Annotated in this window: 12 protein-coding genes; 5 read left to right on the top strand and 7 right to left on the bottom strand. The window is 70.9% G+C overall.

What is annotated here, in order from left to right:
* Together G7A99_RS11640 and G7A99_RS11635 are read right to left on the bottom strand one after the other, a co-directional pair.
* A partial coding sequence (locus G7A99_RS11640; protein ID WP_240466253.1) for a pseudouridine synthase occupies window positions 1-394 on the bottom strand: 394 nt, incomplete at its 3' end.
* Entirely contained in the window at window positions 391-2,298 is a 1,908-nt protein-coding gene (locus tag G7A99_RS11635) for an ATP-binding cassette domain-containing protein (protein ID WP_018719405.1), read from the bottom strand. The genes G7A99_RS11635 and G7A99_RS11640, both read right to left, overlap by 4 nt.
* Before the next feature lie 145 nt (window positions 2,299-2,443).
* Between G7A99_RS11635 and G7A99_RS11630 the strand changes: the two genes are divergently transcribed.
* Entirely contained in the window at window positions 2,444-3,316 is an 873-nt protein-coding gene (locus G7A99_RS11630) for a glycine betaine ABC transporter substrate-binding protein (protein WP_018719406.1), read from the top strand.
* Window positions 3,317-3,334: 18 nt separating this feature from the next.
* Here G7A99_RS11630 and G7A99_RS11625 read toward each other — a convergent pair whose 3' ends face one another.
* Entirely contained in the window at window positions 3,335-3,646 is a 312-nt protein-coding gene (locus tag G7A99_RS11625) for a DUF2007 domain-containing protein (protein WP_018719407.1), read from the bottom strand.
* Window positions 3,647-3,652: 6 nt separating this feature from the next.
* A complete protein-coding gene (locus G7A99_RS11620) occupies window positions 3,653-4,213 on the bottom strand; it encodes a gamma-glutamylcyclotransferase family protein (protein ID WP_163140332.1) in 561 nt (186 codons plus the stop codon).
* 97 nt (window positions 4,214-4,310) lie between these two features.
* On the opposite strand from G7A99_RS11620, the gene G7A99_RS11615 reads away from it, so the two are divergent.
* A complete protein-coding gene (locus G7A99_RS11615; RefSeq protein WP_163140330.1) occupies window positions 4,311-5,183 on the top strand; it encodes an ATP-binding protein in 873 nt (290 codons plus the stop codon).
* Window positions 5,184-5,559: 376 nt separating this feature from the next.
* On the opposite strand, the gene G7A99_RS11610 is transcribed toward G7A99_RS11615, so the two are convergent.
* The 3 genes from G7A99_RS11610 to G7A99_RS11600 all read right to left on the bottom strand — a co-directional run bounded on the left by G7A99_RS11610 (window position 5,560) and on the right by G7A99_RS11600 (window position 7,967).
* On the bottom strand, window positions 5,560-6,876 hold the full coding sequence (locus G7A99_RS11610; protein ID WP_163140328.1) for a PhoH family protein: 1,317 nt from the start codon (window positions 6,874-6,876) through the stop codon (window positions 5,560-5,562).
* Window positions 6,863-7,342, bottom strand: coding sequence for a peroxiredoxin (locus G7A99_RS11605; RefSeq protein ID WP_163140327.1), 480 nt, complete (start codon window positions 7,340-7,342; stop codon window positions 6,863-6,865). The genes G7A99_RS11610 and G7A99_RS11605 overlap by 14 nt, the downstream gene beginning before the upstream one ends.
* Window positions 7,343-7,433: 91 nt before the next feature.
* Window positions 7,434-7,967: a glycine cleavage system protein R gene (locus tag G7A99_RS11600; RefSeq protein WP_163140325.1), complete on the bottom strand. Its 534-nt coding sequence runs from the start codon at window positions 7,965-7,967 to the stop codon at window positions 7,434-7,436.
* Between the two features lie 132 nt (window positions 7,968-8,099).
* On the opposite strand from G7A99_RS11600, the gene dapA reads away from it, so the two are divergent.
* The 3 genes from dapA to purL all read left to right on the top strand — a co-directional run bounded on the left by dapA (window position 8,100) and on the right by purL (window position 14,044).
* The gene (gene dapA / locus G7A99_RS11595) at window positions 8,100-8,975 is read left to right on the top strand and encodes a 4-hydroxy-tetrahydrodipicolinate synthase (RefSeq protein ID WP_018719413.1); all 876 of its coding nucleotides are present in this window, start codon (window positions 8,100-8,102) and stop codon (window positions 8,973-8,975) included.
* Between the two features lie 5 nt (window positions 8,976-8,980).
* Window positions 8,981-10,033, top strand: a complete 1,053-nt coding sequence (gene bamC, locus G7A99_RS11590) for an outer membrane protein assembly factor BamC (RefSeq protein WP_163140323.1) — start codon at window positions 8,981-8,983, stop codon at window positions 10,031-10,033.
* Between the two features lie 114 nt (window positions 10,034-10,147).
* Entirely contained in the window at window positions 10,148-14,044 is a 3,897-nt protein-coding gene (purL, locus tag G7A99_RS11585) for a phosphoribosylformylglycinamidine synthase (protein ID WP_163140321.1), read from the top strand.
* The last annotated feature ends 49 nt before the right edge of the window (window positions 14,045-14,093 follow it).

Raw genomic sequence — 14,093 nt, 5'->3', positions numbered from 1 at the left:
CGAGGCGCCGGAAGCGGGTCAGCGCCGGGCGCTTCTCGCCGCCCTTCTCCCGGGGGACCGGCCGGTCGACCTCGCCGGTCTCCGGCGCCCAGCCGCGGACCACGGCGAGGTAGTCCTTGGCGACGTCGCGGCCGCGGAACGACGCCGCGAGACGCCCCGCCACCGCCGGGGTCAGCGCGAACACCAGCACCCCGGAGGTCGCCCGGTCCAGGCGGTGCACTGGGTAGACCCGCTGGCCGAGGGCGTCGCGCACGCGCTGGAGCGCGACATCGCGCTCGCGGTCGAGCTCGGTGCGGTGCACCAGCAGGCCCGAGGGCTTGCTGACCGCGACCAGCGACTCGTCACGGTAGAGGATGGTCACGGCGCGGGACGCCTCCGCGGTGGCGAGGCTCACCCGGCGTCCGCTTCCGCGGCCTCCAGCTCGGACTCGGCCTCCATCCACTCGGCCTCGAGCTCGTCGTGGCGACGGCGGAGATCCCCCTGCTCGCGCAGCAACTCGTTGAGCCGCTCCTTGCCGTCCGCCTCGTAGAGGGCCGGGTCCGCCAGCGCCGTCTCCAGCTCGGCGAGACGCGCGGAGGCGCGCTCGATCTCCCGAACCAGGCGCTGGACGCGATCCCGCAGCGGCTTCATCGCGCGGCGGCGCTCGGCGGCACGCTGGCGCTCGGCCTTGCGGTCCGCGGCGCTGCGCCCGCCGGCCGGGGTTTCCTCGGCGAGGCTCCGCCCGCCGCGGCGGCGCTCCGCCAGCCAGCCCTGGTAGGCCTGGAGGCCGCCGTCGAAGGGCCGCACGCCGCCGTCGGCGACGAGGAGGAAGTCGTCCACCGTGCTGTTGAGCAGGTGGCGGTCGTGGGAAACCGTCACCACGGCGCCGTCGAAGCCCTGGAGTGCCAGGGTCAGGGCGTGGCGCATCTCCAGGTCCAGGTGGTTGGTGGGCTCGTCGAGGAGCAGCAGGTTCGGGGCCTGCCAGACCAGCAGCGCCAGCACCAGCCGCGCCTTCTCGCCACCGGAGAGCGGCGCCACCGGCTCGGTGGCCTGGTCGCCGTGGAAGCCGAACCCGCCGAGGAAGTCCCGCAGGGTCTGCTCCAGGGCATCCGGCGCCAGCCGGGCCAGGTGCAGCACCGGGCTGGCCTCCGGGTCCAGCTGCTCGAGCTGGTGCTGGGCGAAGTAGCCCACGCGGAGGTTGCGCGCCCGGGTCATGCGGCCGGCGAGGGGCGCCATCTCGCCGGCAAGGGCGCGGATCAGGGTGGACTTGCCCGCCCCGTTGGGCCCGAGCAGACCGATGCGTCCGCCCGGACGCAGGCCGAGGTCGATACCGGAGAGCAACGGCGCCCCGCCGTAGCCCAGGCTCACGCCGTCCATGCTCAGCAAAGGATTCGCCGCCGCCGGCGGCTCCGGGAAGTCGAAATGGAACGGCGAGTCCACGTGGGCCGGCGCGATGCGCTCCATGCGCTCAAGCGCCTTGACCCGGCTCTGGGCGGCGCGGGCCTTGTTGGCCTGGGCGCGGAAGCGGTCGATGAAACGCTGGAGGTGGGCGATCTCGCGCTGCTGCTTCTCGTAGAGCGCCTGCTGCTGGGCCAGCCGCTCGGCGCGCTGGGTCTCGAAATCGCTGTAGCCGCCGCGGTAGAGCGTGAGCTGGCGGTGCTCGATGTGCACGATCTCGTCGACGACGGCGTCGAGGAAATCGCGGTCGTGGGAGATGAGCATGAGCGTGCCCGGGTAGGCGCGCAGCCACTGCTCCAGCCACAGCACCGCCTCCAGGTCGAGGTGGTTGGTGGGCTCGTCGAGGAGCAGCAGGTCGCTGCGGCTCATCAGCGCCTGGGCAAGGTTGAGCCTCACCCGCCAGCCGCCGGAGAACCGCGCGACGGGCCAGCCGTGCTGCTCGGCGGGGAAGCCGAGGCCGTCCAGCAGCTCGCCCGCGCGGGCGTGGGCGGTGTAGCCGGAGGCGTTCTCGTAGCGCGCATGGGCGCGTGCGATGGCCTCGCCGTCGTCACCGACCTCCGCCTCGGCCACGGCACGCTCCGCCGCCCGGAAGGCCGTATCGCCGTCGAGCACGAACTCCAGCGCCGGACGTTCCAGCGCCGGGGTCTCCTGGGCCATGTGGGCGATCACCCAGTCCCGCGGCACCGACATCTCGCCGGCGTCCAGCCCCATCTCGCCACGAAGCAGCGAGAACAGCGTGGACTTGCCGGTGCCGTTGGCACCGACGAGCCCGATCTTGTGGCCGGCGTGGATGGTCACACCGGTGTACTCGAGCAGCGGCTCGGGGCCGCGACGCAGGGTGATGTCACGCAGGCTGATCATGGCGCGGCAATGTACCCGGGCTGGGCGCGGATTCAAAGTAACCGGACATGACACCTGAAAACCGGGGCGATGCGCAACCCGTGCTAGGTTCCCGGGCATTGGCGTCCACGGCGTCAATAACAACCCATTAGAAAGGAGCCAAACCATGTGGAAGCGTCTTGCCGGCATTGCCGCCGCAACGGCCATGGCCGCGGGGATCGCCGCACCGGCGACGGCCGCCGACGAGCCGGTCACCATCGGCTGGGCCGCGTGGTCGAGCAACGAGATGACCACCAAGATCATCGCTCACGTGCTCGAAGAGAAGATGGACCAGGACGTGGAGCTGGTGCAGACCGACATCGCGCCGCTCTACCAGGGCGTGGCCAACGGCGACGTGGACGTGATGACCGTCGTGTGGCTGCCCTCCACCCACTCGGACTACATGGACAAGGTCCGCGATGACGTGGTCAACCTCGGGTTCATCTACGACCACGCCAAGCTGGGCTGGGTCGTGCCGAGCTACGTCCCGGAGGACAAGATCGACTCCATCGACGACCTCTCCGACCCCGAGGTGCGCGACAAGCTCGACGGCACCATCACGGGCATCGATCCGGGCGCCGGCCTCACCCGCCTGTCCAAGAAGGCGATCAAGGACTACGGCCTCGACGACTACAACCTCCAGCTCTCCAGCGGCGCCGGCATGACCGCCGCGCTCAAGCGCGCCATCGACCGCAAGGAGTGGATCGTGGCTACCGGCTGGAGCCCGCACTGGATGTTCGGCGCCTTCGACATCCGCTACATCGACGATCCGAAGGGTGTGCTCGGCTCCTACGAGCGCGTGCACAAGATCGCGCGCAAGGGCTTCTACCAGGACAACCCCGAGGTCGCCTCGATGCTCGCGCGGGTGTGGATGCCCATCGACGATCTGCAGAGCGCCATGTACGAGGCGCGCCAGACCTCCTACGAGGAAGCCGCCGCCAAGTACGTGGAGAACCACCCCAAACGGGTGAACTACTGGATCACCGGCCGGATGGAGTGATCCGCGCGCCCGGCCCCGTCACGGGGCCGGGCTCCCGCAGCGCCAGCACGCCGCGAACTGTCCCTCGACACGCTCACCGCAGCCCGGACACACCCACGCCGGCCCGTCCGAGTCGTGGTTGGACAGCACCTCGTCGATGAGCCGCCGGGCCACGGCCTCGTCCTCGTCCCGCTCCACCCAGAGCTGGGGCCAGACCTCCGTAGGCGGCAGGTCGCCCACCCCGCCGCCGAGGTAATAGTTGCGCACCATGCACACGATGCCGCGCCCACGGAGCACCTCCGCAAGGTGGCCGACGATCAGCGGGTCGCTGTCGGTATAGACGCGTTGCATGGCGACTCAGGGCAGGTGGTAGCCATGATCCGGATGCCACCCGGGCATCGCCTCGAGCAGGCGCTCGTTTTTCGCCCGGCGTGCCGGGTCCGGGTCGTCGCCGGCGGCAACGGCCCCGATCGCCGCGACGTAGTCGCCGGGGAAGCCCTGCCATCGCGCCCCGTGCCAGACGAGGTCGCGGTACCAGGCGAACGGCCGGCCATGGGGATCGACATGGCTGGTCACGGCGGTGTAGAGGAAGACCATGCGGGGCTCGCCGCCCAGGGTGAGCGTCTCCGTGCGGACCTCGTAGCCCCCGGGGCCCAGGCCCTCGATGTCGTCGAGCACCGGGATCTCGTCGTCGGCCATGGCGTAGACCACGCCGTGCACACGATCCGCCGCCCCGCCGGTGCGGTGCGCGTCCGCCTTGGCGGAGCCGTCACCGTCGCTGCGCTTGTGGAAGCGCAGGCGATAGCCGGACAGGGTCGCGGTGCCGAGCTGCCGGCACTGCGGCGTGCGCAGCCCCAGGCGCAGGGGATGCAGGTTCGACCCGTAGGCGAAGTAAAGATTGGTGCCGCGCTCGCTCATGCCCTCTCCGGATGCCGGAGGCCCGCCGCCAGGGCCGCCGTGATGTGCCAGAATGGATCGCCCGTCGAGTCTGACAGAACACGAGGAACGCAGCCACATGGACCCCACCGCCCGCCTCGCCGACGCCCTGGAGCAGCTGCTCGAACGCCTCGACCCCGTCCTCCCGCCCGCCACCGCGGCACCCGACTGGGACGCGAGCGTCGCGTTCCGCTGGCGTCACCGCAATGGCCACGGCTACCTCGAGCCGATCGACCATCCGCAGGAGCTGCGCCTGGGGAACCTGCGCAACATCGACCGCCAGCGCGACGAGCTCCAGCGCAACACGCGGCAGTTCCTGGCCGGCCTGCCGGCCAATAACGCCCTGCTCTGGGGCTCGCGGGGCACGGGCAAGTCGTCGCTGGTCAAGGCGCTGCTCACCGAGCACGCCGGCGAGGGGCTGCGGATAATCGAGGTCGACGCCCACCACCTGGTGGACCTGCCGGACATCGTGGCCCTGCTCCACGACCGCCCGGAGCGGTTCGTGATCTTCTGCGACGACCTCTCCTTCGAGGCGGACGACGCCAGCTACAAGGCGCTCAAGGCGGTGCTCGACGGCTCGCTGGCCGCCGCCCCGGCGAACGTGCTGGTGTACGCGACCTCCAACCGCCGCCACCTGCTGCCGGAGTACATGGCCGACAACGAGCAGGCGCGCAACGTCGACGGCGAGATTCACCACGGCGAGGCGGTCGAGGAGCGCATCTCGCTGTCCGAGCGCTTCGGCCTGTGGCTGTCGTTCTACCCCTTCGACCAGCAGCGCTACCTGGACATCTGCTTCGCCTGGCTGGAGACGCTGGGCGCCGACACCCGCGACGAGGAGGCGGTGCGCGCCGAGGCACTGCGCTATGCCCTCGCCCGTGGCTCACGCAGCGGCCGTGTCGCCTGGCAGTTCGCCCGCGACCACGCCGGGCGCACGGCGCTCGGCGGCGAGTGAAGGCACCCCGGATTCAGGGCAGCAGTTCTCACTACGGTGCGCCGTCCGGCTGAATGCGTCTCAGGCGCGCACGAACCGGCCGGCGAGACGTCGCACGCCTTCGGCGCACGACCTACCCGAACTCTCGCACGCCTGCACGGTCATGGCGGGACATCAGCTGCATGTGGCGGGGGACACGGCGGCGGATCATGTAGGCTGGCTGCTCCTGGCAGAGACGTCGCACGCCTTCGGCGCACGACCTACCCGCGCCTTCAGGTAGGTCGTGCACGGCCGCAGGCCGTGTGCGACAGCGCCGCTGCCCCGGGGAGCAGGGGGCGGCGTCAGCCCTGGACCGTCGTCAAGCCGGCACGCATTGCCACGACGAGGGTTGCCGGACTCAGAGCATCTCGCTGGCGTAGTCCGCCAACCGCGAGCGCTCGCCGCGCTGCAGGGTGATGTGGCCGGCGTGGGGCCAGCCGCGGAAGCGGTCCACCACGTAGGTCAGCCCCGAGGTGGTGCCGGTAAGGTAAGGGGTATCGATCTGGGCGATGTTGCCCAGGCAGACGACCTTCGTGCCCGGCCCGGCACGAGTGATCAGGGTCTTCATCTGCTTGGCGGTGAGATTCTGGGCCTCGTCGAGGATCAGGTACCGGTCGATGAACGTCCGCCCGCGCATGAAGTTGAGCGAGCGGATGCGGATGCGGCTCTGGAGCACGTCCCGGGTCGCGGCCTGCTGCCAGCCACCGCCGTCGGGCCCGGAGAGCACCTCCAGGTTGTCCATCAGCGCCCCCATCCAGGGGGTCATCTTCTCCTCCTCGGTGCCCGGCAGGTGGCCGATGTCCTCGCCGATGGACACGGTCGCGCGGGTCATCACGATCTCGCGGTAGCGCGCATCGTCGAAGGTCTGAGCCAGGCCCGCGGCGAGCGCCAGCAGGGTCTTGCCCGTGCCCGCCGGCCCGAGCAGGGTGACGAAGTCCACTGCCGGATCGAGCAGCAGGTTGAGGGCGAAGTTCTGCTCGCGGTTGCGGGCGTGCACGCCCCACACCGATTCACCCCCGGCACGGTAGTCCTTCAGCGGCGCCAGCGTGGCGCGGCCGGCCTCGTCCACGGTGCTGACCACCGCCTCGCGCTCGCCGGTGTGGACGCACTCCCGCGGCGCCAGCGGCGGCTCGCCGGAAGGCGCCACCGCCGTGCCGCCCTCGCCGGGCCACTCGTCGAGGCCGCGCACGCCGGTGTAGAGCAGGTCGACGTCGTCCAGGACCTGGTCGCTGTGATAGTCCTCGGCGCGCAGGCCGGCGACGGTCGCGCGAATGCGCAGGTTGATGTCCTTGCTGACCAGCACGACGGTATGGCCGGCCAGGCGCTCGCGCAGCGCCAGCGCGGCGGCGAGGATGCCCTCGTCGCCGGACTCGGTGCCGTCGCGCAGGAAGAACAGCCGCCCGGCCGGGGCCGCGCCCACCGCGGCCTGCGCCAGCACCAGCCCCTCGGCCAGCTCCGCGGGGCCGGCGTCGGCGAGCAGCGTGTCCAGGAAACGGCTGACCTGGCGGACGTTGCGCGCCTCCTCCGAGACCCCGCGCTTGGCGTCGTCCAGTTCGCTCAGCACCGCCACCGGCAGGTAGAGGTCATGCTCCTCGAAACGGAACAGCGCCGCCGGGTCGTGCATCAGCACCGAGGTGTCGAGCACGTAGGCCCGGGGCTGATCACTCGCCGTCATGGAGCGCCTTCGCCGCCGCCAGTGCCTCCTCGGCGTGCCCCTTCACCTTCACACCGCGCCATTCGCGGCGGAGCACGCCGTCGGCGTCGATGAGGAAGGTGCTGCGCTCCACGCCCATCACCCGGCGGCCGTACATGTTCTTCTCCTTGATCACGCCGAAGAGGGTGCACACGCCCTCGTCCTTGTCCGAGAGCAGCGGGAAGGGGAAGTCGTACTTGTCGCTGAAGTTCTGCTGCGCCTTCGGGCCGTCGCGTGAGACGCCGACCACCAGCGTATTCGCCGCGGCGAACGCATCGTGAAGGTCGCGGAAGTCCTTGCCCTCCTGGGTACAGCCCGGAGTGTTGGCCTTGGGATAGAAGAACAGCAGCACCTGCCGGCCGCGGCAGTCGGCCAGGCGGAAGGCTGTGTCGCCCGTGGCCGGGCGCTCGAAGTCGGGGACGGGACGGTCAATCTCGATCTCGGACATCCGGGAACCTCCTTTCGCCTGGCTATCACGTCCATCCCGATCATAGGGAATCGCGCCGCGGGGAGCACGCCGGCGACCCACCGGCCGCCGCTCAGGCCTTGGCCGGCTCGATGATCGCGTCCAGGTTGAGCTCGTCACAGAAGTCCATGAACTCCTCACGCAGCCGCGCGATCTGCATGCGTGCCGGCACATCGACGGTCATGCGCACGGAGAACATGGGGGTGCCGGTATACACTGCGGTGTAGGTCGTCGTCGCCAGATCGCGGATATCGATCTCGCGCACCGAGAAGAAGTTCGAGAGCTGGTGCACCACCCCGCCCTGATCCATGCACACCACCTCCACCGCATAGGGCAGGAGCTCGCCGCCGCGGCGGCTGCGCGCGGTGCGCCGCGTCTGCACGGTCAGCGACAGGCGCCGCTCGAGGCTCGGCAGCGTCGCCTCCAGCTTGGCGAGCTGGTTCCAGCGCCCCGAGACCAGTACGATCGCGGCGAACTCGCCACCGAGCACGGTCATGCGGCTGTCCTCGATATTGCAGCCCGCGTCCGCCACCAGCCGGGTCAGCCCATCCACCAGGCCGGGACGGTCCTCACCGAGCGCCGAGATAACCAGGAGACTGTTGTGCATGATGCTGGGATTTTCCGTGCGCGGTGGAACAACGGCGTCCGAGTGTAGCACGCGCCCGGTGCTTGCTTGTCACACCCCGGCACCGTCGCTACTATGCGGCCTTTATCGGGTTCCAGCGGGGAGATCGCGCAAATGTTCCGCGGCAGCATGGTGGCTCTGGTCACGCCGATGCACGACGACGGCTCGGTGGACGAGGCGGCGCTGGAGCGGCTGGTGGAGTTTCATATCGCCAACGGCACCGACGCAATCGTCGCCGTCGGCACCACCGGTGAGTCCGCCACCCTCGACTACGACGAGCACTGTTACGTGATGCGCCGGGTGGTGGAGATGGTTCAGGGGCGCACCGTGGTCATCGGTGGCACCGGCGCCAACTCCACCTGGGAGGCGGTCAAGCTCACCCGCTGCGCCATGGAGGGCGGCTGCGACGCGGCCCTGCTGGTGACCCCGTACTACAACAAGCCGACGCAGGAAGGGCTCTACCAGCACTTCCGCACCGTCGCCGAGGACGTCCCGATCCCGCAGCTCATCTACAACGTCCCCGGGCGCACCGCCTGCGACATCCTGCCGGACACCGTCGACCGCCTGGCCGATATCTCCAACATCGTCGGCATCAAGGAGGCCACCGGCAGCGTCGAGCGCGCCCAGGAACTGGTGGAGCGCTGTGGCGACCGCATCGACGTGTTCTGCGGCGAGGACGCCAAGAACCTCGCGCTCATGCTCGTGGGCGCCAAGGGCGCGATCTCGGTGACGGCCAACGTCGCCCCGCGCCAGATGCACGAGATGTGCGCAGCGGCGCTGCGCGGCGACCGCGAGGAGGCCGAGCGCATCGACGCGCGGCTGGCGGCGCTGCACAAGGCGCTGTTCGTCGAGACCAACCCCATTCCGGTGAAGTGGGCGGTACAGCAGCTCGGGTTCATCGGGCCCGGCATCCGTCTGCCCATGACGCCGCTTTCCGAGCAGCACCACGAGACGGTGCTGCAAGCGATGAAGCTCGCGGGCTGCCTGTGAAATACATGAATCGTTCCCTCGCCCTCACCGCCGCCGTTGCCCTGACGGTCACCCTGTCCGGCTGCAGCTGGTTCGGCTGGGGCGATGACGCCCCGTCGTCGCAGTCCCGGATCGAGCAGCTCCAGCTGCCGCCGGATCTCACCAGGGATCAGGCTTCCGGAAGCATGCTGATCCCCGAAGACGGCGTGGCGACCGCCCGGGGCGGCAACAACGCCGTCCTGCCCCAGCCGGACTCGGTCACCGTCCAGCGCGCCGGCGACGACCGCTGGCTCAACGTCAGCGCACCGCCGAAGAAGGTCTGGCAGTGGGTGTCCGACTTCCTCGACCACCAGGGCGTGAAGAAGGCCCGCAGCCAGCCCGCCGTCGGCATCGCCGAGACCGAGTGGCTGTTCACCAATAAGCCGGTGACCGGCGGCGTATTCGCGCCGACCCTGCCCGGCCCCGAGGACGCCACCGTGGCGGATCGCTACCTCATCCGCGTCGAGCCCGGCCGCGAGGCGGACTCCGCAGAGGTATTCGTCGCCCACCGCCGGGTACGGCGCGAAGGCGACGGCTGGACGCTGGCCGGCAACGACCCGTTCCTCGAAGCGGAGTTCCTGCGCAGCATGCTCGTCTACTTCGGTTACGCACAGGAACGCAGCCACGAGGCGGTCGCCGCGGCGAGCGCGACCCAGCCCCAGGCCAACGTGACCCGCGTCGACGGCGAGCCGCGCCTGGTGCTCGGCAATGACTTCTTCAATGCATGGCGCCGCGTCGGCCTCGCCCTCGATCGGGCCGGCTTCACCGTGAGCGACCGCAACCGCAGCGATGGCATCTACTACGTCCGCTACGACACCAAGGCGGAGACCGGGGCGGAACCGCCGGAGGAGGGCTTCCTGGAATCCTTCGCCTTCTGGCGGGACGAGCCGGTGCCGGATACCGTGCGGACCTACCGCGTCGTCCTCGACAGCGCCGACGGCGAGACCCGGGTGCGGGTCGAGGCGGACAAAGCGGACACCACCGCTGATCCGGAGATCGTCGAGCGGATGCTCTCCCTGATCGCGGAGCAGCTGCGCTAGCGCGGCGCCCCGCGTCGCCGGGGCGTACCCTTCCGGTACGCCCCGGCGCAGGACAAGCCGATCAACAGCCGGGGGGCCATCGTGCCCCCTTTTGTCGCCTGCAGGGCCACACCCATGCTGCAAATTACCGGTAACCCCGCCCTCTCCGAGTTCCGCATCGAGCGCCTCCTCGGCGACCTCGCTCTAGGGACCCCAGCCCTTACGGGCCTGTCCGCACGCCACGTGCACTTCGTCGACACCGATTCGGCACTGGACGAGCAGGAGCGCGCGGTCCTGGAGGCGCTGCTCGACTACGGCGAGCCCGGCCCGGATACCGCCCGGGCGGACGAGATCCTGCTGGTCGTGCCGCGCCTGGGCACCATCTCGCCATGGGCCAGCAAGGCGACCGATATCGCCCACAACTGCGGGCTCACCGGGATCCGGCGGATCGAGCGCGGCGTGCTCTGGAACATCCAGCTCGCCGACGGCGCCACGCTGGACGCCGGCACCCGCGCCCGGCTGCTCGCCGCGCTGCATGACCGCATGACCGAGTCCGTGCTCCCCGGCCCGGACGAGGCGGCGGCGCTGTTCACCCGGCACGAGCCGCGCCCCGTGGTCACCGTGGACCTGCTCGGCGGCGGCCGGGAGGCGCTGGTGCACGCGGACGCCGAGCTGGGCCTGGCCCTGGCCGAGGACGAGATCGACTACCTCGTGGAGAGCTACGGTGCGCTCGGCCGCAACCCCACGGACATGGAGCTCATGATGTTCGCCCAGGCGAACTCGGAGCACTGCCGCCACAAGATCTTCAACGCGGACTGGGTCATCGACGGCCGGCGCCAGCCCCAGTCGCTGTTCAGCATGATCCGGGCGACCCACGAGGCCCGCCCCGAGGGCGTACTCTCCGCCTACAGCGACAACGCCGCGGTCGCTGCCGGACACCCGGCGCAACGGTTCTTCGCAGACCCGGAGACCGGCGCGTACGCCCGCCACGAGGAGGCGGCCCATCTGGTCATGAAGGTGGAGACCCACAACCACCCCACCGCGATCTCGCCCCATGCCGGCGCCGCGACCGGCGTGGGCGGCGAGATCCGTGACGAGGGCGCCACCGGCCGCGGTGCCCGGCCCAAGGCGGGGCTCGCCGGCTTCACCGTTTCCAATCTCCACCTCCCGGACGCCCCCCGCCCGTGGGAGAACGATCCCGCGCGGCCCGGGCGCATCGCCTCGGCGCTGTCGATCATGATCGACGGCCCGGTCGGCGCGGCGAGCTACGCCAACGAGTTCGGCCGCCCCCAGCTCGCCGGCTACTTCCGCAGCTTCGAGCAGCGCGTGCCCGGCCCGGACGGCGAGGAGGTCCGCGGCTACCACAAACCGGTAATGATCGCCGGCGGCATGGGCAACATCCGCGGGATGCACGTCGACAAGGGCCGTGCCGTGGCCGGCGCTCCGGTGGTGGTGCTCGGCGGGCCCGCCATGCTCATCGGCCTCGGCGGCGGCGCCGCCTCGTCGGTGGCCAGCGGCGAGAGCGAAGAGGCGCTGGACTTCGCCTCCGTGCAGCGAAGCAACCCCGAGGTCGAGCGCCGCTGCCAGCAGGTGATCGACGCCTGCTGGGCCCTGGGCCGGGACAACCCCGTCGTCGCCATCCACGACGTGGGCGCCGGCGGACTGTCCAACGCCCTGCCCGAGCTCCTCGACGACTCCGGGCGCGGCGGGCGCATCGAGCTGCGCACCGTCCCCAACGACGAACCCGGCATGTCGCCCATGGAGCTGTGGTGCAACGAGGCCCAGGAACGCTACGTCCTGGCCCTGGACCCGGACCGTCTGGCCGCCTTCGAGGCGATCTGCGAGCGCGAGCGCGCGCCCTTCGCAGTGGTGGGCGAGGCCACCGACGACGCACAGCTGGTGGTCGGCGACGGCCACTTCGACAACACCCCGGTGGACATCCCCATGGAGCTGCTCCTCGGTAAGCCGCCGAAGATGCTCCGCGACGTCCATCACCACCCCTTCGCGAAGCCCGCCCTCGGCCTCGAGGGCGTCGACGTCGCCGAGGCCGTGACCCGGCTCCTGCGCCTGCCCACGGTAGCCTCCAAGGAGTTTCTGATCACCATCGGCGACCGCTCCGTCACCGGCCTGGTGGCGCGAGACCAGATGGTCGGGCCCTGGCAGGTACCGGTGGCCGACGTCGCGGTGACCCTCGCCGACTACGACGGCTACAGCGGCGAGGCCATGGCCATGGGTGAGCGCCCGCCGGTGGCGGTGCTGGACGCGCCGGCCTCGGGCCGACTCGCCGTCGGCGAGGCCCTCACCAACCTCGCGGCCGCACCGGTCGACGACCTTCGTGACGTCAATCTCTCCGCCAACTGGATGGCCGCCGCCGGCCACCCCGGCGAGGACGCCCGGCTGTACGACACCGTCCGCGCCGTCGGCCGGCTGTGCACCAGCCTCGGCGTCACCATTCCGGTGGGCAAGGACTCCCTGTCCATGCGCACCGTGTGGGAGGACGGGGACGGCGAGCACAGCGTGACCGCCCCGCTCACGCTGGTGATCTCCGCGTTCGCCCCGGTGGGCGACGCACGGCGGACCCTCACCCCCGAGCTGCGGCGGGACGAGGACGGCAGCGAGCTGCTGCTCGTCGACCTGGGCAAGGGTCGTAATCGCCTCGGCGGCTCCGCGCTGGCCCAGGTCTATGGCCGTATCGGTGATGAGACCCCGGACCTTGACGATCCCCGCGGGCTGGCCGCCTTCTTCGCCACCATCCAGCGCCTGAATACGGACGGCCGGCTGCTGGCCTACCACGACCGCTCCGACGGCGGGCTCTTCACCACCATCGCAGAGATGGCCTTCGCCGGGCGCACCGGTGTGGACCTCGACGTCGCCGGCCTCGACCGGGACCCGCTCGCGGCGCTGTTCAGCGAGGAGCTCGGCGCGGTGCTCCAGGTCTCCGCCGGCGAGATCGAGGCCGTTGAGGCCGCCTTCCACGAGGCCGGTCTGGGACACCACCTCCACCGCGTGGGCCGCCTGCGCGATGACCAGCACCTGCGCGTCACCGCCGGTGACCAGACGCTGCTCGACGAGCCCCGGGCCACGCTGGAACGGCTCTGGCGGGAGACCAGCCACCAGATCCAGCGCCTGCGGGACAACCCGGCCTGCGCCGATGAGGCCCTCGCTACGGTGGACGACGACACCGACCCGGGCCTGAACGCCAGCCTCTCGTTCGCCCCCGCGGACGACATCGCCGCGCCGTATATCAACGAGGGCACCCGGCCCCGGGTAGCGGTGCTCCGCGAGCAGGGGGTGAACAGCCATACCGAGATGGCCGCCGCCTTCGACCGCGCCGGCTTCGAGGCCGTCGACGTGCACATGAGCGACCTCATGGCCGGACGCCACCGCCTCGCGGCCTTCCAGGCCCTCGCCGCCTGCGGCGGCTTCTCCTACGGCGACGTGCTCGGTGCCGGCGGCGGCTGGGCCAAGTCCGTGCTCTTCAATGAGCAGCTGCGCGAGGCATTCGCGGCGTTCTTCGAGCGCCCGGACACCCTCTCCCTGGGCGTGTGCAACGGCTGCCAGATGCTCTCCGCGCTACGCGAGCTCATCCCCGGCAGCGAGCTTTGGCCGCGGTTCGTGCGCAACCGCTCGGAGCAGTACGAGGCCCGGCTGGCGCTGGTGGAGGTGATGGACTCGCCATCGCTGGTGCTCGCCGGCATGGCCGGCTCCCGGCTGCCCATCGCGGTCGCCCACGGCGAGGGGCGCACCGTCTACGCCGCGGATTCCGGACCGCGCAAGGTGATGAGCGCCGGCCTCGCGGGGCTGCGCTACGTGGATAACCACGGCGAGACCACCGAGGCCTACCCCGTCAACCCCAACGGCTCCGCCCTGGGGCTCACCGGTTTCACCACCCGGGACGGCCGGGTGACCGTGATGATGCCCCACCCCGAACGGGTCTTCCGGACGGTGCAGCACGCCTGGCACCCCACGAGCTGGGGCGAGGACGGCCCCTGGATGCGGCTGTTCCGCAACGCCCGCCGGGCGCTGGGATAGCGTGCCTTCCCCCGCAATGGGGGAGGTGCCTGTCGCGATCGCAGATCGG

This window comes from Arhodomonas sp. KWT (assembly GCF_010993615.1).
Note: the sequence above shows the minus strand (reverse complement) of the source record. Positions and strands in the feature narration are given on the sequence as shown.

Bases quoted from the DNA above. Each gene is read 5' to 3' on its own strand.
- G7A99_RS11620 (WP_163140332.1), bottom strand. From the start codon at position 4,213: ATGAGCGAGCGCGGCACCAATCTTTACTTCGCCTACGGGTCGAACCTG.
- G7A99_RS11615 (WP_163140330.1), top strand. From the start codon at position 4,311: ATGGACCCCACCGCCCGCCTCGCCGACGCCCTGGAGCAGCTGCTCGAA.
- G7A99_RS11600 (WP_163140325.1), bottom strand. From the start codon at position 7,967: ATGCACAACAGTCTCCTGGTTATCTCGGCGCTCGGTGAGGACCGTCCC.
- G7A99_RS11630 (WP_018719406.1), top strand. From the start codon at position 2,444: ATGTGGAAGCGTCTTGCCGGCATTGCCGCCGCAACGGCCATGGCCGCG.
- G7A99_RS11635 (WP_018719405.1), bottom strand. From the start codon at position 2,298: ATGATCAGCCTGCGTGACATCACCCTGCGTCGCGGCCCCGAGCCGCTG.
- dapA (WP_018719413.1), top strand. From the start codon at position 8,100: ATGTTCCGCGGCAGCATGGTGGCTCTGGTCACGCCGATGCACGACGAC.
- G7A99_RS11605 (WP_163140327.1), bottom strand. From the start codon at position 7,342: ATGTCCGAGATCGAGATTGACCGTCCCGTCCCCGACTTCGAGCGCCCG.
- purL (WP_163140321.1), top strand. From the start codon at position 10,148: ATGCTGCAAATTACCGGTAACCCCGCCCTCTCCGAGTTCCGCATCGAG.
- bamC (WP_163140323.1), top strand. From the start codon at position 8,981: ATGAATCGTTCCCTCGCCCTCACCGCCGCCGTTGCCCTGACGGTCACC.
- G7A99_RS11625 (WP_018719407.1), bottom strand. From the start codon at position 3,646: ATGCAACGCGTCTATACCGACAGCGACCCGCTGATCGTCGGCCACCTT.
- G7A99_RS11610 (WP_163140328.1), bottom strand. From the start codon at position 6,876: ATGACGGCGAGTGATCAGCCCCGGGCCTACGTGCTCGACACCTCGGTG.